Below are 21,037 nucleotides of genomic sequence, written 5' to 3' on the forward strand. Positions count from 1 at the left end.
TGCGTTCACACGAGGGAGGACACGCTGTGGATTTCGCATTGACCGAGGAACAGACCGCCATTTTCGATATGGCTTTCGCCTTTGGACAGGAGCATATCGCCCCCTTCGCCCGCCAGTGGGAGGCTGAGGGCACCATTCCGAAATCACTCTGGCCGCAGATCGGTGAGCTGGGCTTTGGCGCGCTTTATGTCTCTGAGGAGACCGGCGGCGCCGGCCTGTCGCGGTTGGATGCCACATTGGTGTTTGAGGCGCTGTCGATGGCCTGCCCGTCTGTGGCCGCTTTCCTGTCGATCCACAACATGTGCGCAAAGATGCTCGACAGTTTTGCCAGTGACGAGATGAAGGCGCGGATCATGCCGGACATCCTGTCGATGAAGACCGTGCTCAGCTACTGTCTCACCGAGCCCGGTTCCGGCTCTGATGCCGCAGCGCTGAAAACCCGTGCTGCCAAAACCAACGAGGGCTATACCCTCAACGGCACCAAGGCGTTCATCTCCGGTGGCGGCTACTCCGACGCCTATGTCTGCATGGTGCGCAGCGGTGAGGACGGCCCCAAAGGTGTCTCTACCGTCTATGTCGAGGATGGCACCGCAGGGCTCAGCTTTGGCGGGCTTGAGGATAAAATGGGCTGGAAGAGCCAGCCCACAGCCCAGGTTCAATTCGACGATTGCAAAATCCCCGCAGGCAATCTGGTCGGAGAAGAGGACAAAGGCTTCACCTACGCGATGAAAGGTCTCGATGGCGGACGTCTGAACATCGCCTCCTGCTCCCTTGGCGCGGCCCAGCAGGCACTGACGATGACGCTGCAATATATGTCCGAGCGCAAGGCGTTTGGTAAATCCATTGATCAGTTTCAGGGCCTGCAATTCCGCCTTGCGGATATGGAAATCGAACTTCAGGCGGCCCGTGTGTTCCTGCGTCAGGCGGCGTGGAAACTGGATCAGGGCGCGCCGGATGCGTCCAAACACTGCGCCATGGCGAAGAAATTTGTCACTGAGGCCGGGTCCAAGGTTGTTGATCAATGCCTGCAGCTGCATGGCGGTTACGGCTATCTTGCGGACTACGGGATTGAAAAGCTGGTGCGTGATCTGCGCGTCCATCAGATCCTTGAGGGCACCAATGAGATCATGCGTGTGATCACCGCGCGCCATCTTCTGGCCGAAAACCACTGAGGCAGCCATGAGCGATATTGATATCCGCGTCACCAGCCGCGCCGGGCGGATCACCCTCACCCGCAGCAAGGCGCTTAATGCACTGAGCTATGACATGTGCTTGGCCGTCGACGCCGCGCTAAAGGCCTGGGCCAAGGACGACGCTGTTGATCTGGTGGTGATGGACGCCGAGGGCGAGAAAGCCTTCTGTGCGGGCGGTGACATTGCCGAGCTGTACCAGACCGGCACCAGTGGCGATTATGACTATGGTCGTCGGTTCTGGCGCGATGAATACCGGATGAATGCGCGGATCTTCGAATATCCCAAACCGGTGGTGAGCTTCCTGCAGGGGTTTGTCATGGGCGGCGGTGTTGGTCTTGGCTGCCACGGCACCCATCGCGTTGTTGGCGACAGCACAAAGATCGCCATGCCCGAGGTTGGCATCGGCCTTATCCCCGATGTTGGCGGCACCTTGATGCTGGCCCTGGCGCCGGGGCGGCTGGGGGAATACCTTGGCCTCACCGGGGCACGTATGTCTGCGGCGGACGCGATTTACGCAGGCTTTGCGGACCACTACATCCCCGAAGCCCGCTGGCCCGATCTGATTGCTGAATTGGAACACTCCGGCCGCGCCGATCTTCTTGCAGACGCCGCGGAATCCGCTCCCGAGGGCCGTCTGGAGGCGCTGCGCGACACCATCGACCACAGCTTCGCCGGGGAGACTCTGGGCGATATTCTGACCACAGTTGATCAGGACAACAGCACCTTCGCCGATGAGACGCTGAAAACCCTGCGCCGCAACGCCCCGCTGTCGATGGCCGCCACGGTTGAGCTGCTGCACCGGCTGCGCGTTGGCACCATGGGTATTCGCAAGGCGCTTGAACTGGAATACCGCTTCACCCATCGTGCGATGGAGAAAGGCGATTTTCTGGAAGGCATCCGCGCCCAGATCATCGACAAGGACCGCCAGCCCAAATGGCAATATGCCGACGGCGCGGTGCCTGCCACGGCGGTCAGCCAGATGCTGATGCCGCTGGCGACGCAGACGCTGCAGTTTGAGGAGGAGAACACATGAACATCGGATTTATCGGTCTTGGCAATATGGGTGGCCCGATGGCGGCCAATCTCGCCAAGGCGGGCCACAGCGTCACCGGCTTTGACATGGCGGATGTCTCCATCGAGGGGGTGACCATGGCCGCCTCCGCCGCAGAGGCGGCGACCGGCGCCGAGGTGGTGATCACCATGCTGCCCAATGGCCAGATCCTGCGCGCGGTCGCAGATGACGTCATCCCCGCCATGAGTACGGGCGCCACGCTGGTGGATTGCTCCACAGTTGATGTCGACAGCGCCCGTGCGGTGGCTGATCAGGCAGGGTCCGCCAACCTGATGTTTGTCGATGCCCCGGTCTCCGGCGGTATTGGCGGCGCCTCAGGTGGCACGCTCACCTTTATGGCCGGCGGCTCCGCTGCGGCCTTTGCAGCGGCGGAACCGCTGTTTGACATCATGGGGCAGAAGGCCGTCCATTGTGGCGAGGCCGGCGCCGGTCAGGCGGCGAAAATCTGCAACAATATGATCCTCGGCATCACCATGATCGGCACCTGCGAGGCCTTTGCCCTGGCCGACAAACTGGGGCTCGACCGGCAGAAGATGTTCGATGTGGTCTCCACCTCCTCCGGCTACAGCTGGTCGATGAACGCCTATTGCCCCGCCCCCGGCGTCGGGCCGCAGTCCCCGGCTGACAATGACTACCAGCCCGGTTTTGCTGCCGAGCTGATGTTGAAGGATCTGCGTCTGGCGCAACAAGCTGCCCATAGTGCGGATGCGGACACCCCCATGGGAGCATTGGCGCAGGCGCTCTATTCCATGTTTGTCGAGGACGAGGGAGGTGCAGGCAAGGATTTCAGCGCCATGCTGCCCCGCTTTGAGGCGCGCAGCCGCCACGACTGATCCGGCATCACCGCAGCGGCACCGCCCACTGACACCGGGGGTGCCGCAGTGATCCAGATGATCCGCGCGCTTTCGTAAAAACGACCAACGCCGCATTCCATTTCGGACTGCGGCGTATTTTTACTAAATTCGCGATTTTCCTTAAATTCAATCACATCTCTGATCGAAATAGCAGCGTCGTGAAGCTCTCAGCATCAGATCGAGAAATACTCGTTAATAATTCACTAATCCTGACATACCGCCGTTAGGAAATATAAAATTCTCATTTTTACGCCACCGTGGGCGTTAACTTTTCCCTAGACGCATGAAAACCCATATGCCAACCTACCATTAGATCAACGACATATTTGATCACCCCCGACGATGTGGCTAGAAACGGCCCCTCCCTCTGGAAGCAATCCGGACACCACCTGTCAATTGGCATCAGGCCGATACCCTGTGGGACTTAACAATGGAAATAGAATGGGAAAGGAAACAATTAACAGAAGCGATCCTTTGCGAATACGTAAGAAACGACACTGATCCCCCCACCGGTTTCGTCTATTTCGTCGCATTTACACAGGTTCGTTTGGCTTCTGAAAAGAAGACTTCCACGCCAATTGGATTAAAGACTTTGGTTCGCGATATCTGCCGCCTGCACATCCTCGCTTGCAGGCTCTCCCCCACCCCCACGGGTGTCGCGCCGTCCCAATCCAGCTCTGTGGAAAGCGCCGCTGACAGAATGTCGGCGGCGCTTCGTTTTTGGGGGGCAGACTTGTCGCGGGACACCACAAACGCTGCGGCGGATCACTCCGCCGCGAGACTGCGGGCGTCGAGGATTTCTTTGAGGTAGTGACCGGTATGGCTGCCCTTTGCTGCGGCCACATCCTCTGGCGTGCCTGCGGCGACGATCTCACCGCCGCCGTCGCCGCCTTCCGGGCCAATATCAATGATCCAGTCAGCGGTTTTGATCACATCGAGATTATGCTCAATCACCACAACAGAGTTGCCCTGTTCGACCAATTCATGCAGCACTTCCAAAAGCTTGCGCACGTCCTCGAAATGCAGACCGGTCGTCGGTTCATCCAGAATATAGAGTGTCCGCCCGGTGGACCGTTTCGCCAGCTCCTTCGACAGTTTGACCCGCTGCGCCTCACCGCCCGACAAAGTGGTCGCCTGCTGGCCCACCTTGATATAGCCAAGGCCCACCCGCATCAGCGCGTCCATCTTGTCCCGGATTGATGGCACCGCCTGGAAAAACTGCTGCGCATCTTCCACCGTCATATCCAGCACATCGGCAATCGACTTGCCCTTGAACTGGATTTCCAGCGTCTCGCGATTGTAGCGCGCGCCCTTGCAGGTCTCACATTCCACGTAGACGTCCGGCAGGAAGTGCATCTCGATCTTGATGACACCATCACCCTGACAGGCCTCACAGCGCCCGCCCTTCACGTTGAAGGAGAATCGCCCCGGTTTGTAGCCCCGTGTCTTCGCCTCCGGCAGCCCGGCAAACCACTCACGGATCGGGGTGAAGGCGCCGGTATAGGTGGCCGGGTTTGATCGGGGGGTCCGACCAATGGGCCGCTGGTCGATGTCGATCACCTTGTCCAGATGCTCCAGCCCTTTGATGGTTTCGCAAGGTGCCGGGGTCTGACGCGCGCCGTTAAGGCGCATGGATGCGGTTTTGAACAGAGTCTCAATGGTCAGCGTGGATTTGCCACCGCCCGACACCCCGGACACACAGAGGAACTTGCCCAGTGGGAACTCCGCCGTGACATTCTTGAGGTTGTTGCCGGTGGCCTTGACCACCTTCACCGATTTGCCATTCCCCTTGCGCCGCACGGCAGGGATGGCGATTTCCCGGCTGCCTGACAGATACTGACCGGTGATCGACCCGGTATCAGCGGCAATCACATCGGGCGTGCCGTGGCTGACGACCTGCCCGCCATGCACCCCGGCCCCCGGTCCAATGTCAAAAACGTAATCCGCCTCGCGGATCGCGTCCTCGTCATGTTCCACCACAATGACCGTATTGCCCTGATCACGCAGGTTTTTCAACGTCTCCAGCAGGCGATCGTTGTCGCGCTGGTGCAACCCGATGGACGGCTCATCCAGCACGTAGAGCACGCCGGTCAGGCCGGAGCCGATCTGCGACGCCAGCCGGATCCGCTGGCTCTCACCGCCGGACAGGGTCCCTGCATTGCGGCTTAGCGTCAGATATTCCAGCCCCACATTGTTGAGGAAGCCCAGACGCTCGCGGATTTCCTTCACAATGGCGCGGGCGATTTCCTGTTTCTGTGCCGACAGGTGGTTTGGCACATCCTCGATCCAGGCCAGCGCCTCGCGGATCGACATCTGCACCACCTGCCCCACATGCAGCCCTGCGATCTTCACCGCCAAGGCCTCTTCACGCAGGCGGTAGCCGTCACAGCTGCCACAGGGGCGGTTGTTCTGATAGCGTTCGAACTCCTCCCGGATCCAGCTGGAATCCGTCTCGCGGTAGCGCCGTTCCATATTCGGAATGACCCCTTCAAAGACGCGGGTCACCTCATAGACACGGCCGCCCTCGTCGTAGCGGAATTTGATTTCCTCATCCCCGGAGCCACGCAGGAACACCTGCTGCACCTTCTTGGGCAGGTCTTTCCACTTGGTGTTCTTGTCGAACTGATAATGTTTGGCAATCGCCTCAATGGTCTGCAGGAAATAAGGCGATTTCCCCTTGCGCCAGGGCGCCAGCGCCCCGTCATAGATTTTCAGGCTCTGATCCGGCACCACCAGTCGCTCATCAAAAAACAGCTCAACCCCCAGCCCGTCACAATCCGGGCAGGCCCCAAACGGCGCGTTGAAGGAGAACAGCCGCGGTTCGATCTCAGGAATGGTGAAGCCACTGACCGGGCAGGCAAAATTCTCGGAAAAGGTGATCCGCTCGGGGTCCGGCGCCTCTTCGCCCTCTTCCGCGCGGGGGGCCGTTTCCAGAATGGCGATCCCATCCGCCAGATCCAGCGCGGTGCGCAGACTGTCGGCCAGCCGGGTCTCTAATCCCTCGCGCACCACCAGACGGTCGACGACCACGTCGATGTCATGACGGAATTTCTTGTCCAATGTCGGCGGCTCGTCCAGCTCGTAAAATTCGCCATCCACCTTCACCCGCTGGAACCCCTGTTTGCGCAGTTCCAGGAACTCCTTGCGGTACTCACCCTTGCGGTCGCGCACAATCGGTGCCAGCAGGAAGCCACGGGTGCCCTCCTCCAGCGTCATGATCCGGTCGACCATATCCTGAACCTGCTGCGCCTCAATCGGCAGGCCGGTGGCCGGCGAATAAGGCGTGCCGGCACGGGCAAACAGCAGCCGCAGATAGTCGTAAATCTCGGTCACCGTGCCAACGGTGGAGCGCGGGTTTTTCGAGGTGGTCTTCTGCTCAATCGAAATCGCAGGCGACAGGCCGCTGATGTGATCCACATCCGGCTTTTCCATCATGTCGAGGAACTGGCGCGCATAGGCCGACAGGCTCTCGACATAACGGCGCTGACCCTCGGCATAGATGGTGTCAAACGCGAGGCTGGATTTGCCCGAGCCGGAAAGGCCGGTGATCACCACCAGCTGATCGCGCGGGATATCCACGTCGATGTTTTTCAGATTGTGCTCGCGCGCACCGCGCACTTCGATCGATTTCAACTCAGCCATACTGCCCCCAAATTCAACGCCAGCCGCCCTTGCGGCCAGTGTCCGACCCTACAGATAGGGACTGCGCCGCGAGTCTCCAATAGAAAAATGAGAACGGAGCGCGAACACGCTCAGATTGCTGCGGTTTGCCCGCGGCGACGGGCCAGCATTGCATGTACGGCAAAGCCCCCGACGAACAACATCAGCGCCATGGTCATCATCCCGTGGTAGCCGCCATAGGCAACTGCCGCCACCATCAGCGGCGTGCCGACCGCATTGCCCAGGTTGCCAGCCTGGCTCATGGCGCCATTGGATTGCGCCTGCTCCGCCGCCTCGGCGTTCAGCTGCGGCACCGAGGCAAAGCTCGCCCCCTGCACCAGCCCAAAGGCCACCGCCAGCGCCATACAGGCCAGCGGCAGACCGGGCGACAGCAGCAGCCAGATTGCGCCGCCCGCTGCCAGCAGGAAACCCGCCTGCACCACGCGCACCGCCGCCATCCGCCGCAACAGCCAGACCCCCAGTGTCATAGAGGTGGCGATGCTGACCAGTGGCATGGCACTGATCACGCCCACCCGCACCGCAGGGTCCAGATGCGGCGGCAGCACCGTCAGCAAGGCGACAAAACAGGTGGTGTAGAACAGCCAGCCCGCCGCCGGGGCCACTTTCGCGGGGGAGCGGTAGATCTCCAGATGCAGCGTCGGCAGATCCGCCAGCTTGGCCAGCGGCAAACGGGGGGGCACCTGCACCGTCTTCAACACCCGTCCCAGCACCAGCGCCAGCCCTGCCATCATTAGCGCATGGACGCCAAACAGCGACAACAGGCCAAACCCGGCGACCAGCGGCAAGCCAAACCACACCAGCAGCGCAAAGGACACGCCAAAGAACGTGCTCCAGATCGAAAGCGCTGTGCCCCGATGACGCGGGCTACAGATCTGCGGGATCAGCGTTGGGGCGGCCACCACGATCCCCAAATGCGACAGGCCTTCGATCAGCCGTGTTGCCAGAAACAGACCATAGGGCAGATGCAGCGCTTGAAGCGCCGATATCACCGCCCCGATCCACAGTGCCCACACCAGACTGCGGCGATACCCGAAGGAGGCGACAAACCCGCCCGCAACCACGCCCAGCAGAATGCCAAGCACACCAACCATGGTGACCACCAGGCTGAGCGAGGACCCCGCCCCGGGATACAGCAGGCCCAACTGATCAAAGATGATCGCGATCTTGCCATATTGCGCCGCAGCGCCCAGACCGGCGGCCCAGATGATCATCACCACACCCCAGCGGGTCTGTGGTTCACGGATATGGGGTGTGTTCATGGGGCTGCCCTCATTGCAATCGCGCATTGCGCAGGAAATCCGCCAGGACCGGCCGAAGCGCAGGACATACCCCGCCTGACAGCGAAGCGCCAGACGGGCTGAACGCCTCAGCCCGAAAACCGCACGTAAAAACGCCCGAAGCGATGCCTCGGGCGTCCTGACGATCTTAATCAGACAGATCAGAAGATCTGCTTACATATGGATCACTCGATCAAAGGCATCCAGCACGCTCTCATGCATCATTTCGCTCAGCGTCGGATGCGGGAAGACGGTGTTCATCAGGTCTTCCTCGGTGGTTTCCAGCTGGCGGCCGACCACATAGCCCTGAATCATCTCGGTCACCTCGGCCCCCACCATATGGGCGCCCAAGAGTTCCCCTGTTTTGGCGTCAAAGATGGTCTTCACCATGCCTTCGGCCTCACCCAGGGCAATCGCCTTGCCGTTGCCGATGAAGGGGAAGCGACCGACCTTGATGTCATAGCCCAGTTCCTTGGCCTTCGCCTCGGTGTAGCCGACGGAGGCGACCTGCGGCTGGCAATAGGTGCAGCCGGCAATGCTCTCAGGCTTTACGGCATGCGCGTGTTTGCCCGCGATCAGCTCCGCCACCATGACGCCCTCGTGGGAGGCCTTATGCGCCAGCCAGGGCGCACCGGCGATATCGCCAATCGCATAAAGTCCATCAACGCCAGTGCGGCAGAATTCATCCGTGACGACATGGGTGCGATCAACTTTGACGCCGAGACCTTCCAGCCCCAGCCCCTCAACATTGCCGACGATGCCCACGGCGGAAATCACCGTGTCAAATTCCTGTTTCTCGACCTTGCCGCCGACCTCAATATGGGCGGTGACTTTGCCCTTACCGCGGTCCAGCTGCTTGACCATGGCTTTCTCCATGATCTTCATGCCCTGTTTGACAAAGGCCTTCTTGGCAAAGGCGGAAATCTCCGCATCTTCCACCGGCAGCACCCGGTCCATGACTTCGACAACAGTCGTATCAGCACCCAAGGTGTTGTAGAAACTGGCAAATTCGATACCGATGGCGCCCGATCCGATCACCAGCAACTTCTTCGGCATCCGCACCGGATCCAGCGCGTGCTTATAGGTCCAGACCAGATCGCCGTCCGCCTCAAGTCCGGGCAGTTCCCGCGCCCGTGCGCCGGTGGCCAGCACGATGTTCTTCGCCGCCAGTTCCTGCGTGCCCTTGTCGGTCTTCACAGATACTTTGCCCTTGGCCGGAAGCGTCGCCTCGCCCATCACAACGGCAATCTTGTTCTTCTTCATCAGATGGCCAATGCCGGAGGACAGCTGTTTTGCCACCCCGCGCGAGCGTTTCACCACCGCGTCCAGATCATAGCTGATGTTCTCGGCCTTCAGGCCAAAATCCTTGGCCCGCTCCATCAGGTGGAACACTTCCGACGACCGCAACAGCGCCTTGGTCGGGATACAGCCCCAGTTCAGGCAGATGCCGCCCATATGTTCACGCTCGACAATACAGGTCTTCAGCCCCAGCTGAGCGGCACGGATGGCAGCCACATAGCCCCCCGGCCCTGCGCCGATTACGATCACGTCATAGGTTTCTGCGGCCATGGTGGTTCCTCGCCAAGCTGGATCAAAAACTAGTTCACCGTTAAACTATTTCTCGCTGCACTGCAATCATCCAGTGCGGGCTCATAGCCGCCATGCAAGAAACAGCAACGCCGCACCCCGATCCTTGGGGCGCGGCGCAAAACCAGTGTCAGGTCAGGACGCGTTTCAGGCAAGCCCGAAAGGCAACCGCCTCAGCCTGCGGCCTGCAGACTGCGCATGGTGCTGCCATAGCCGCCAGCCATGACGTAATCCATTTCAGGCGCCGTGCTGCTGCGCGACAGCGCCTCATTGCGATAAGGAAAGCGACCAAACTGCCGGATCACCTCGCGGTGGGCCCGCGCATGCAGCAGGTTGGAGGCACCGTTCTTGGGCATCCGCTCCAGCATCAGCCGCACACAGCGTTCCTGATCGCACAGGTTCTCCGAATGCATCAGCGGCAGGTAGAAAAACTGCCGCTGCGGTTCGTCGATCTTCATGTCCCAGGACTTGCTGATCGCACATTTCGCCGCCGCCAGCGCCAACGTATCCGTGGCAAAGGCCTGCGCCTCCCCCCGGAACATATTGCGCGGGAACTGGTCGGTCAGGATGATATAGGCCAGAACCCCCTTCGGCCCGCTGCGCCAGTGGTCACATTTGCCCTCGCAGGCGGCCTCCCACGTCGTCTCGAACCGGCGCCGGATCTCCTGATCCAGCGCGTCATCCTGCATATACCAGCCCTTCTCACCCGTGCTTACGAGCCAGAAGTCTAGGATCTCCTCAGGACCTGTCATAGGTCTGCCTCCACATAGATACCATCCTGAAATTCAGACGCTTTTGCAGAGATTTTACAAGGGGAAGCGCGTCACGAATTGCGTCATACACGACAGTTTCGTGAAAATTTCACCACAAATCCCGCAAGTTAGCGCAATCACCCAGCTTCGGCGGCGGCTTCCTGCTCCTCGATTTCCGTCTCAATTGCATATTCCTGGGCAAATTCAACCACAACAGGTGACCCGGTTGGCGCCATCGGTGACATGATCCCGGTCTCTTCGGTCGGAATGGCGGGCCGCTGAGTCGTGCGATAACCGGCATAGACCGCCAGCAACAGCAGCAGCACCGCCATGAACAGGAAGAACCCCGGCGCGCCGAACACACTGTCGCCCATCATCCAGCCGGTGATCAGCGGCCCGGCCACGGCCCCCAGCCCGTTGATGAACACCAGCCCGCCAGAGGCCGCCGGCATATCGTCATAGTCGAGGTAGTCATTGGTATGGGCAATCAGCAATGAGTAAAGCGGGTTGGTCATGCCACCGATCAGGAAGGCCGCGACCAGCAGGAAATTGAAGTCGGTCCCAAGTATCATCGCACCGATGGCCGCAGCCCCGGCAACCGCTGCACCAAACAGGATCAGCACCCGGCGATCCATCCGATCCGACATCCAGCCCAGCGGATATTGCATCACCACGGCCCCCACGTAGAAGGTCGCAACAAAGATCGAGATCTGCGTCAGGCTCAGCCCCGCAGAGGCGGCGTAAACCGCGCTCATGCCGAACTGGGCCGAGAACACACCGCCCAGCAGAAACATGCCGACACAACCCAGGGGCGAGGCATCCATCAGCTGGCGCAACGACATCGGCTTGGTCCGATCAAAGGCAGGCGTCGGCGAAATCGACAGCAGAATCGGCGCGAAGGACACCGAAACCACCACCGAGGCAATCACGAAGGTCTCATAGCCCGACGGATCGCCCACCAGCATCAGCGCCTGCGCGCTGACAATGCCAACCATCTGCACGATCATATAGAGCGACAGCGCCTTGCCCCGGTTTGCATTGTCGGAGGCGTTGTTGAGCCAGCTTTCGGCCGTGACATACACGCCGGAGAAGCAAAAGCCGATCACCACACGGCCCAGCATCCAGGCCACCGGGTTGGTGACCGCAGGATAGAGGATCATCACCGCGGAGATGAACGACGCCAGCGCCGCAAAGACCCGCACATGACCCACCCGGCGGATCATCTCCGGCGCCAGCCGCGACCCGCCCAGAAAGCCAACAAAATAGGCCGACATGACAAAGGACATCTGAAGGGTGGAGAACCCCTCAATATCGCCGCGCACACCCAGGAGCGTGCCCTGAAGACCGTTGCCGATCATCAGCATTCCCATGCCCAACAGCAGCGCCCATGCGCTAGACAGCACCTGCCACATTGCCCGTCTCTCCTACTTCGCTTGTCTGTTCCGGAGCGCGCCAATCCGGCTCCGGCCCCGCGCCGGGGTCTTGTTTAAATGAATATCGGCGTCGCGATTGCCGCGCGCTGTTATGGACCGGATCTCATGGCAGTTTGACGACCACGCGACCCCAAAAACCGGGCGTGCAGATGGCAGACCCGGTGACGACAGTTCCCGGCCCGACCAGAGGTCAGACCGGATAAAATCACTTCTTGCTGAAATTGCGCCTCAGGTCTGCGACAACTCCGCCATCGGCGGGATCAAAAGCGACGCATCGCCGTAGGAAAAGAACCGGTATTCCTCTGCCAGGGCATGATCATAAATTGCCCTGATCCTGTCCTGCCCCATCAGCGCCGATACCAACATCAGCAGCGTCGACTTCGGCAGGTGGAAATTCGTCATCAGCGCGTCGGCCACATGGAAGGTGAAGCCGGGATAGATAAAGATATCCGTATCCCCCTCCCAGGGCTGGATCGCACCCGATTGTGCCGCACTTTCGATCAGACGCAGCGCTGTGGTGCCAACCGGGATCACCCGCCCGCCTGCCGCCTTGGTCGCGGCAATCTCCGCCGCCGCCTCGGCGCTGACGCGGCCCCATTCGGCATGCATCCGGTGGGTGGTCACATCCTCCACCTTCACCGGCAGGAAGGTCCCTGCGCCCACATGCAGCGTCACATAGCTGATCTCGACACCCTTGGCCTGCAATTCCGCCAACAGCGCGTCGTCAAAATGCAGGGATGCCGTCGGGGCCGCCACTGCGCCGGAGTTGCGCGCCCAGACCGTCTGGTAATCGGTTTTATCCTGCTCATCTGCCGGCCGTTTGGCGGCGATATAAGGCGGCAGCGGCATCGCGCCAGCCTCTGCCAGAGCGGCATCAAAATCGGTTCCACTCAGATTGAACGACAGATGCCCCTGCCCATCCTCAATCCGCTCCAATGTCGCGCTCAGCGCATCGGAGAAAATGATCTCCTCGCCCAGCTTGACCTTCTTCAGCGGCTTCAACAGCGCCGCCCAGCTGCCATCCGCGCCCGGATCCAGCAGCGTCACCTCCACCTTGGCCGCCATCGGCCCCTGTGCTGTGTCGCGGTGACGCACCCCGCTGAGCCGTGCGGGGATCACCTTGGTGTCATTCAGCACCAGCCGGTCGCCGGGCCGCAGCCACTGGCCCAGATTGGCCACGCGGGCATCGCTGATACGGTCGCCCTCCGCCACCAGCAGCCGCGCGGAACTGCGCGGCACCGCCGGACGGGTGGCAATGCGGTCATCGGGAAGATCGAAGTCAAAATCACTGAGTTTCATAAGCTGCGATATAGGCTGTTGCGCCGCACTTGGCCAACAGGTTTTGTGCCAAAAACCGCCAAACGCCGTGCCGAAACCAGCCCCCGACCAAGATGCAGCCCCCTTAGCGATCTTCGCCGGGTGAGACGGAATAGGGCGGCCTTTCCCGCTCGGCCCGTGGTACCACGGTGCTGGGCGGCTCCTCCCCCGGCAGGCGCGGCGCCGGACCCCGGAACAGCTCGCGGAAAATCCCCGGTGCCAGTCCCGACAGCGGGTTTACCTGTACGCGCGGATCATCCGCTGCCCCCTTCAACGTGAAGGCAAAGCCAATCAACCCTTCGCCCTTGCGGGTGAACACCCGGCCAACCGCATTGAGCAGATAGATCGGAGAGATCACCCCCCGCATGTTCAGCACGCTGCGCTCCAGATCGTAATTGCCATCCATGGAGAGACCAATCGACGGCCCGACCGCGCTGCTTTCATGGACAATCAGATGGGTCGCGCCCAGCCGGAACTTGGCTTCCACCGTGGTGAACAGAATGCCCTGCCCGGCCAGCGCGTCAATCAGCCCGACCACGCTCACCGCATTGAGCAGCGCCGCCATTGATGGCGCGTCTTTGATGCGGGTGTTCTTCACTTCGATCTGGCCGTCATATTCACCGGGCGCGCCGGGGGCCGGGACCAGCGACATATCAAAGGTGCCGCCCGACCCATGGCGCAGCACGCCCGCCGCACGGAACACCCCGCCTGCGTCCTCTGACTGGATCCGGGTGGCAAAGCCGCCGTCCTTTGGCACCACAACACCGCTGACGCCGGTCTGTCCGTTCAATGCTGCGGTAAAATCACCGTTCAACCCGCCGGTGGTGGAAAACCGGCCGCGAAAACTAGTCAGCGCAATACTGTCGGTGACCTGCATTCGGTCCAATTGCAGCGTAATTGGACCGGTCCCGCCAGAGGAGCCACCGCTGCTGCCACTGCCGCCGGATCCATCCGGCATCCGCCGCAAATCAAGCACACCGCTGCGGATGTTGATGCCTGGCGCCCGCGCGCCACGCCCGACCAGCTCAACCGCCCCCCGGAACCAGCCTCGCAAGTCCACCCGGTCAAACAGTGCCCGGCTCAGGCCACCCCCCGGCTCCAGCGTGACACGGCCAGAGGCCTGCAACCCCGCCCCCTCCAGCGACAGCGCCTCCACCTGCGGCGGCTCTCCCAGCAGCGCGCGCAGTTGCAGCCGACCGGTGCCCGCCTCGCCCAGCCGCCAGCTCAGCGCCGGGATCCGCAGGCCAAGCCCAGCCAGATCGCTCTCCAGTGTCAGCCTTGGCGCAGACCCCTTGTCGATCACCACTTCATAGCGGCCCTCACCGCGACCAAAAACCGATCCCTTCGGCAGGCCGATGCGCAGGGCGTCAACCGTGGCCTGCGACAGCTCAATCGTGCCGCTGACCCGCACCGGTGGTGCCTGACCCGCTGCCGCAGTTGCCCGCTCCGCTGCCGGACCGACGGCCTGCCGCCAGATCAGGCTGCCCGGCACCCCCGACAGCGCGCCGTCCCCTTCGATCTGCACATGATCCTGATCGCCGCTCAGCCCCAGCACCTCCGCCGAGAGGCTCTCTCCCGGCACCAGCACATCACTGGCGGCCTCGCGGATGCGCCCGCGGTAGTGATAGGTGATCTCGTCAGGTGTCACCCCCTTGCGCAGCGGCAGGGACAGCGTGCCGCTCAGTGCGACCTGACCGGAGGCCAGATCCACCGGCAACCCAGCCTTCTCCATCACCGACAGCGGCGGACGGTTGAGCAACGACAGTGCCGCCGTCACCGGCCCCGAAGCCTCAATCCGGGCGATCCCCGGCGCGCCATCCTTCACCGATGTATCCGGAATGATAAACGAGGTGCCCGCCGCTTCGACGCGCCCGCCCTGATCCGCCGTCACCCAGCCCTTCGTCGCCATAACCACTAACCGGTTGCCATAAAGGCTGAACTGCCCGGCGGCCTCGCGCAGGGGCGGCAGCGATTTCTGAAACTTCACCGCCGCATCCTCAAACGCCAGATCCAGATAGACAAAGGGTTTCGCTGTCCCGCTGCCACGCATGGCAAAATTCACATCCCGGGCATAGCCCGCCAGCAGGTTCTCGCGCACCCATTCGCGCGGCTTGGGTGGCGCCGCCGCAGGCCAGACCTCCTTCAGCCGCGCCGCAGACATGCCATTGGCGCGCCCGTTCAGCGCGTAGTCCCAGCCCGCCTGCCCGGCAGAAATCTCCCCGTCCAGCAGGATCCGCGTGTCACCATCCCGCACCAGCATCTCGCCCAGACGCAGACGGAACGGTGCCATTTCCAGCTTGAAATCTGCCGTCACCCCCGCCAGATCCAGCGGCGTGTCATAGAGTTTCGCCGGGTTGAGGCTCAGGTCCTGAAACCGCAGCTGCCCGACCAGATCTGTCAGCTGGCCGTTTTCTACACCGATCAGACGCGCCCGCCCCTCCATCGTGCCGGAACCCCAACCACTGTTCACCGACAGCTCGTTAAAGCGCAGCTCCTGGCGATCCGGCAGATAGGTGAAATAACTCTGCGCGCCGGTGATCGGGACCGGGCGGGTGGCGGCGGTGGGCTGGATCACCCCCTCGCCAATCTGCAGGCTGGCAGACACCGGCAGCAAGGCACCGACACTACTAATCGCACCGCGCAGAGAGCCTGAGATCGGCGCGTCCAGCACGTCCAGCCAGCCGAGTGCGGCGCTCTGTGCCGCGATATCCTTGCTGGCGACAGAATTGACCAGCACGCCAAATTCCGCCGCCTTGTCGCCAATCGCGGAGCTGTAGTTCGCCTCAACCGTGCCAACATAATCGCGCCCGCTCAGCAATGAGAACCCGGCTGCCAACTCGATATCCTGACCGCTGCGGTTCATACGAATGCTGCCGCCATCCAGCGTCCAGACCCGCCCCAGACGCGCATCCTCATAGCGCAGCGTCAGCGCCTCGGTCTCAACCTCCACCAGCGCCGACAGCACCGGCAGCTCCAGCTGGCTGTCCCATTGCTCAATCAGCGCTGGCAGGGTGGCCGCCTGCCGCAGCGGCGCCTCCCCCTCAGCCAGGCTCAGCGCCAAGCCGCCGCTATTGTCCCGCCTGAGGGTGCCATAAAGCCCGCTCAGCATAATCGTCTTGGGTCGGATCTGACCGCGCAGCAGCGGCCGCATCGCCAGCGAGGCCTGCGCATCCGCCAGCCGCGCCACCCGCGCGCCGGTCTCGTCGCGCAGGGTCACATCACGCAGGCTGACACGAGGCCGCCAGCCACGGTTCACCACCAGATGAATGGCCCCGAATTCAATGCTCAATCCACCCAGATGCCGCTCAATTCGCCTCTCCACCCGGTCACGCAGCCAATCCGGCGCGTCAAACCGCGTCCCCAGCCCAAGGAAAACAACTCCGCCCGCCAGCATCGCCAGAACCACGGCGGTGATGGTTGCGCTGCGCAGCATCCGTCGCAGGATGCGGGATTTTGGCTTGGCGCTGGCATTCGACGCGGGTTGTGGCGCTGAAGTCGCCACCACTGGGTCTGCGTCCTCCTCAGCCGGTTTGACAAGATCCCCGGCGGAAATGCCATCGGACGGCTGTGGCCCCGGTACCGGCACCGCCTCGTTCCGCATTCCGCGTTCCGCCTCGGCCCCTTCGGGCGCCGAGGTCACCACCTGCGCTTCCTTACCCGGCGCCTCCTCATCCGGGCCGAAAAACACCACAGTCTCCGGCGGCGGCACCGCCTTTGCGACAGCCACATCCTCCTCAGCCGCAGCCCCACTGGGCCCGGCATCCTGCGCGGCATCCACCGGCGCAGAGGAAGATGGCTCCTGTTCAGGATCCACCGCTGTGGGTGAGGCTGGTTTAATCCTTGCTTTCCCTTTGCCTGTGATGGCCTAACTGTGGCACGCAAACCCTGCGAAACCGTTTTGGAGACCTCGAATTATGCTCGCCCCCTCAGACCCCGCGCCCTCCTTTAACCTGCCCCGCGATGGCGGTGGCACCGTGACGTTGGAGGAGCTGCGCGGCAAGGCTGTCGTGCTGTTCTTTTACCCCCGCGATGATACTCCGGGCTGCACCAAGGAATCCATCGGATTTTCCGAGCATCTGCAGGCCTTTGCCGATGCCGGGGCGGTGGTCTATGGCATCTCGAAGGATCCGGTTGCCAAACACGACAAATTTGTCGCCAAACACAGCCTGACCACGCCGCTGCTCTCCGATGCCGATGGCACCACCTGCGAGGACTATGGTGTCTGGAAAGAAAAGAACATGTACGGCAAGAAACACTGGGGGATTGAACGCTCGACCTTTCTCATCGACGGCGAGGGCAAGATCGCCCAGATCTGGCGCAAGGTGAAGGTCGACGGCCATGTCGCCGAGGTTCTGGAGGCCACCAAGGCGCTCTGATCACCCATCCCGGCAGCCCTGCATATCCCCATAGACCGGGCGTAGGGCTGCCTATCCGCTTGCAGCGCAGCGCGCCGGGTGGCAGGGACTGGCCAACAACAGCCCCAATCAACAGCCCACCGCCAAAACGGATCCGCACCGATGACCAGCGACGCAGTACAGACCCACGCAGACAGCCCCGACAGCCCGCTCAGCCTTGCGCAAATGGCGCAGGAGGTACTGACCACCGCCGATGGGCGCGAGAAAACCGCGCTGTCGCGCCGCCATTCCGCACACTGGTTTGCCTATCGCGCAGGTGATGCGGCAAAGATCGAGGTCGGAACCGCCACCCCCCCGCTGCACCCCGCGCGTCCCGACAGACCTGAACTGCTGAACCCGCGCGATGTCCCCCGCCGCCGCCCGGGATCGGAGGCCGGGCGCAAGGCGCTGCTGCATGCCGTCGCCCATATCGAATTGAACGCGGTTGATCTGCACTGGGACATTATCGCGCGGTTCTCCCATGTGCCGATGCCGCTTGGGTTCTTTGACGACTGGGTCAAAGCGGCGGATGAAGAATCCAAACATTTCAACCTGATGTGCGACTGTCTTGAGGCATTGGGCAGCCATTATGGTGAACTGCCCGCCCATGTCGGCATGTGGCGCGCCGCTGAGGACACCGCCGAGGATCTGATGGGCCGCCTCGCTGTCGTACCCATGGTGCTTGAGGCCCGCGGTCTGGACGTCACCCCCGGCATGATTGAAATCTTCCGCAAGGCAAAGCTCACCCAGGCGGTTGATGCGCTGGAGGTGATCTACGCCGAGGAAGTCAGCCACGTGGCCTATGGCTCAAAATGGTTTCATTTCCTCTGTGGACGCGACAATCTGGACCCGAAGGAGGTGTTTCATGACCTCGTGGGCCGATATTTCCACGGCCATCTGAAACCGCCCTTCAACGAGGAAAAACGCGCCGAGGCCGGCATCCCACCGGATTTCTACTGGCCGCTGGCGGATGAAATCCCGGTCAAACCCCCGGCCCTGCGTTAACCCCGGCGGGCTGCAAACCGGCCCCGGAAATGCCGCGAAACCTTTGCTCGTCACAGATAAAATCGGCCTGCCTATCATGGGCGGGCCGTTTTGTTTAACCTGCGCCGCCCCCCCCGGCTGCGCCACCTTGATCTGGCCAAATCCACGAGATATCGGCGGCTTTTCGCTCATTCCCCGGCCGATCCGCACAGCTGCCGCGCCGTTTCCGCGCGGACCCGCCGAACACTGGGTCAACAGGCTTGCCCAAACTGATCCGGCTGGCTATTCCCTTTCGCCATGGCGCGCGAACGCGGCCTGGCACTGCGACAGGGCAGCTCCGATGGGACCGGATCTGGCCATATGAAACCGGCAGGAGGAGCGCCGGGGACGCAGCGCCACAACTGGGGCAGGACTAAGGACCAAAGCGTGCGGACACGTCTGGCAATCAAAATTCACGCATTTCTCGAACGCCGCTTTCCGGAACGGCGGGTGTTCCTCAAGTCCGACTCAGATACCCGCTTCATTCGGCTCCGCTCCGAAACCCAGCTCATCGCCTTTGCGGGCATGGCCCTCTTGGTGGCCTGGTCCATTGTCGCCACCGCCATTGTTCTGATGGACAGCATCGGCTCCGGCAATTTCCGCGAGCAGGCCAAACGCGATCAGATGACCTACCGCGCCCGGCTCAATGCGCTGTCAAGCGAACGCGACGACCGCGCCGCCGAGGCGCTGGCCGCTCAGGAACGGTTCAACGCCGCTCTGACACAGATTTCCTCCATGCAATCGGAGCTGTTGGCCTCTGAAACCCGCCGTCGCGAGCTGGAAACCGGGATCGAGGTGATTCAGACCACGCTGCGCCAGACCATGTCCGAACGTGAGACCGCGCGCGACGCGCTGGTGGCGCTGAAGCAGGAAACCGCCGCAGACAGCCCGGCCCAGATGATGGCCGTCAGCGCCCCGGTTCAGATGGAATTCATGGCCGACGCGCTGGCCGAAACCGCCGCACAGCGCGACCAGATTGAGGCCAACGCCCGATCCGCGCTGGAACAGCGTGACGCGCTGGAACTGGAACTGCGTCTGCTGGATGAACGCAACGACCAGATTTTCCGCCAGCTGGAAGAAGCGATGGAAGTCTCCGTCGCGCCGCTGGACAAGATGTTCCGCAGCGCCGGCATGCCCACCGACCGCATTCTGGAACAGGTGCGGCGCGGCTATAGCGGTCAGGGCGGTCCGCTCAGCCCTTTAGCCCTGTCCACGCGCGGTGAGGAACCCACCCGCGAGGAACTGCGCGCCAATGATCTGCTGCGCCAGATGAACAAGCTGAATCTCTATCGGCTGGCCGCACAGAAAGCGCCCTTTGCCTCGCCGGTAAACATGAATTTGGTGCGCCGCAGCTCCGGCTTCGGCTATCGCCGCGACCCCAAGACCGGTGGTCGCCGCCTGCACAAAGGCTCCGATTTCGCCGGCCGCACCGGCACCGATATCTTCGCCACCGCTGATGGGGTTGTGACCCACGCGGGCTGGCAATCGGGCTACGGAAAACTTGTGACAATTCAACATGCCTTTGGCATTGAGACGAAATATGCCCATAACTCGAAACTCCGCGTGAAGGTCGGTCAAAGGGTCTCGCGCGGGGATCACATTGCTGATATGGGTAACACCGGACGGTCCACCGGGACCCACCTCCACTATGAGGTTCGGGTCAATGGCAACCCCGTAAACCCGATGATCTATATCAAGGCTGCGAGAAATGTTTTCTAAGAGCAAAATCAACGAGCCCGGCCAGAAAGCGGCCGAAGCAACCCCTGCGGCACCTGCGCCGTCCTCCGCTCCGGTTCCGCCCGCCAGCGATTTCAAGGCAACCGCCCCGAAGGCAAAGCCGCCGGCATCCGTGCTCAGCTCGGATCTGCACATCACCGGCAACCTCAAGACCACCGGCGACATCCAGGTCGAGGGCACCGTCGAAGGCGACATCCGCGCCCATCTGCTGACCATCGGTGAGAGCGCCACCATCAAAGGCGAAGTGACCGCTGATGACGTGGTCATCAACGGCCGCATCGTGGGCCGTGTGCGCGGCCTGAAGGTGCGTCTGACCTCCACCGCCCGCGTCGAAGGCGACATCATCCACAAGACCATCGCGATTGAGAGCGGCGCCCATTTCGAAGGCTCCGTTCAGCGTCAGGATGATCCGCTGAACCCGGGCAAAGCTGCCGCCCCCCGCGCCGCAGCCCCGGCACCGGCCCCCTCAGCCGCCGTCTCCGCAGCCACCGCGGCACATAAATCCGACAGCTGATCCCAAGCCTGCCTATTTCGGCACTCGCTAATAGACAAACGCCGCAGGTCACACCCTGCGGCGTTTTTTGTGTGCTGCAATCGGTATCCAGATCCACTCACACCACCAAGTCACGCAGGCCAAGCGAACGCAACGTCGCGTGCGGGGAACGCGCAACCTGAAATACTGGGCCTTGCACCTATAAGTTGCTGAATGTAGGGAAT

Annotated in this window: 14 protein-coding genes; 7 read left to right on the forward strand and 7 right to left on the reverse strand. The window is 62.0% G+C overall.

Annotation, left to right across the window (positions count from 1 at the left end):
• Window positions 1-26: 26 nt before the first annotated feature.
• The 3 genes from D1820_RS04625 to mmsB are packed head-to-tail and all read left to right on the forward strand — an operon-like array spanning window position 27 to window position 3,098.
• The gene (locus tag D1820_RS04625) at window positions 27-1,172 is read left to right on the forward strand and encodes an acyl-CoA dehydrogenase family protein (protein ID WP_118068034.1); all 1,146 of its coding nucleotides are present in this window, start codon (window positions 27-29) and stop codon (window positions 1,170-1,172) included.
• Window positions 1,173-1,179: 7 nt separating this feature from the next.
• Window positions 1,180-2,226: an enoyl-CoA hydratase/isomerase family protein gene (locus tag D1820_RS04630; protein WP_118068035.1), complete on the forward strand. Its 1,047-nt coding sequence runs from the start codon at window positions 1,180-1,182 to the stop codon at window positions 2,224-2,226.
• On the forward strand, window positions 2,223-3,098 hold the full coding sequence (gene mmsB, locus D1820_RS04635) for a 3-hydroxyisobutyrate dehydrogenase (RefSeq protein ID WP_118068036.1): 876 nt from the start codon (window positions 2,223-2,225) through the stop codon (window positions 3,096-3,098). Before D1820_RS04630 ends, mmsB begins: the two co-directional genes overlap by 4 nt.
• Window positions 3,099-3,884: 786 nt before the next feature.
• Here the strand turns inward: mmsB and uvrA are convergent.
• The 7 genes from uvrA to D1820_RS04670 form a co-directional block, all read right to left on the reverse strand.
• Window positions 3,885-6,761, reverse strand: coding sequence for an excinuclease ABC subunit UvrA (uvrA, locus tag D1820_RS04640; protein ID WP_118068037.1), 2,877 nt, complete (start codon window positions 6,759-6,761; stop codon window positions 3,885-3,887).
• 110 nt (window positions 6,762-6,871) lie between these two features.
• Entirely contained in the window at window positions 6,872-8,122 is a 1,251-nt protein-coding gene (locus D1820_RS04645; RefSeq protein ID WP_118068038.1) for an MFS transporter, read from the reverse strand.
• A gap of 129 nt (window positions 8,123-8,251) precedes the next feature.
• The gene (gene lpdA, locus D1820_RS04650) at window positions 8,252-9,646 is read right to left on the reverse strand and encodes a dihydrolipoyl dehydrogenase (RefSeq protein WP_096868862.1); all 1,395 of its coding nucleotides are present in this window, start codon (window positions 9,644-9,646) and stop codon (window positions 8,252-8,254) included.
• A gap of 191 nt (window positions 9,647-9,837) precedes the next feature.
• Window positions 9,838-10,416, reverse strand: a complete 579-nt coding sequence (locus D1820_RS04655) for a DUF924 family protein (RefSeq protein ID WP_014874837.1) — start codon at window positions 10,414-10,416, stop codon at window positions 9,838-9,840.
• A 137-nt stretch (window positions 10,417-10,553) separates the two neighbouring features.
• A complete protein-coding gene (locus D1820_RS04660) occupies window positions 10,554-11,828 on the reverse strand; it encodes an MFS transporter (RefSeq protein WP_040169351.1) in 1,275 nt (424 codons plus the stop codon).
• A gap of 249 nt (window positions 11,829-12,077) precedes the next feature.
• Window positions 12,078-13,148 (reverse strand): tRNA preQ1(34) S-adenosylmethionine ribosyltransferase-isomerase QueA, encoded by a 1,071-nt coding sequence (gene queA, locus D1820_RS04665; RefSeq protein ID WP_118068039.1) that lies wholly within the window; start codon window positions 13,146-13,148, stop codon window positions 12,078-12,080.
• Between the two features lie 103 nt (window positions 13,149-13,251).
• Window positions 13,252-16,980, reverse strand: coding sequence for a DUF3971 domain-containing protein (locus D1820_RS04670; RefSeq protein WP_118068040.1), 3,729 nt, complete (start codon window positions 16,978-16,980; stop codon window positions 13,252-13,254).
• Window positions 16,981-17,080: 100 nt separating this feature from the next.
• Between D1820_RS04670 and D1820_RS04675 the strand changes: the two genes are divergently transcribed.
• The 4 genes from D1820_RS04675 to D1820_RS04690 all read left to right on the forward strand — a co-directional run bounded on the left by D1820_RS04675 (window position 17,081) and on the right by D1820_RS04690 (window position 20,834).
• On the forward strand, window positions 17,081-17,542 hold the full coding sequence (locus D1820_RS04675) for a peroxiredoxin (protein ID WP_118068041.1): 462 nt from the start codon (window positions 17,081-17,083) through the stop codon (window positions 17,540-17,542).
• Between the two features lie 141 nt (window positions 17,543-17,683).
• Complete coding sequence (locus D1820_RS04680) at window positions 17,684-18,565, forward strand: ferritin-like domain-containing protein (RefSeq protein ID WP_118068042.1); 882 nt, start codon at window positions 17,684-17,686, stop codon at window positions 18,563-18,565.
• A gap of 405 nt (window positions 18,566-18,970) precedes the next feature.
• The gene (locus D1820_RS04685; protein ID WP_118070028.1) at window positions 18,971-20,302 is read left to right on the forward strand and encodes a M23 family metallopeptidase; all 1,332 of its coding nucleotides are present in this window, start codon (window positions 18,971-18,973) and stop codon (window positions 20,300-20,302) included.
• On the forward strand, window positions 20,292-20,834 hold the full coding sequence (locus D1820_RS04690) for a polymer-forming cytoskeletal protein (protein WP_040169361.1): 543 nt from the start codon (window positions 20,292-20,294) through the stop codon (window positions 20,832-20,834). Before D1820_RS04685 ends, D1820_RS04690 begins: the two co-directional genes overlap by 11 nt.
• The last annotated feature ends 203 nt before the right edge of the window (window positions 20,835-21,037 follow it).

It is taken from the genome of Phaeobacter sp. LSS9, assembly GCF_003443595.1.
GTDB classification, from domain to species: domain Bacteria; phylum Pseudomonadota; class Alphaproteobacteria; order Rhodobacterales; family Rhodobacteraceae; genus Phaeobacter; species Phaeobacter piscinae.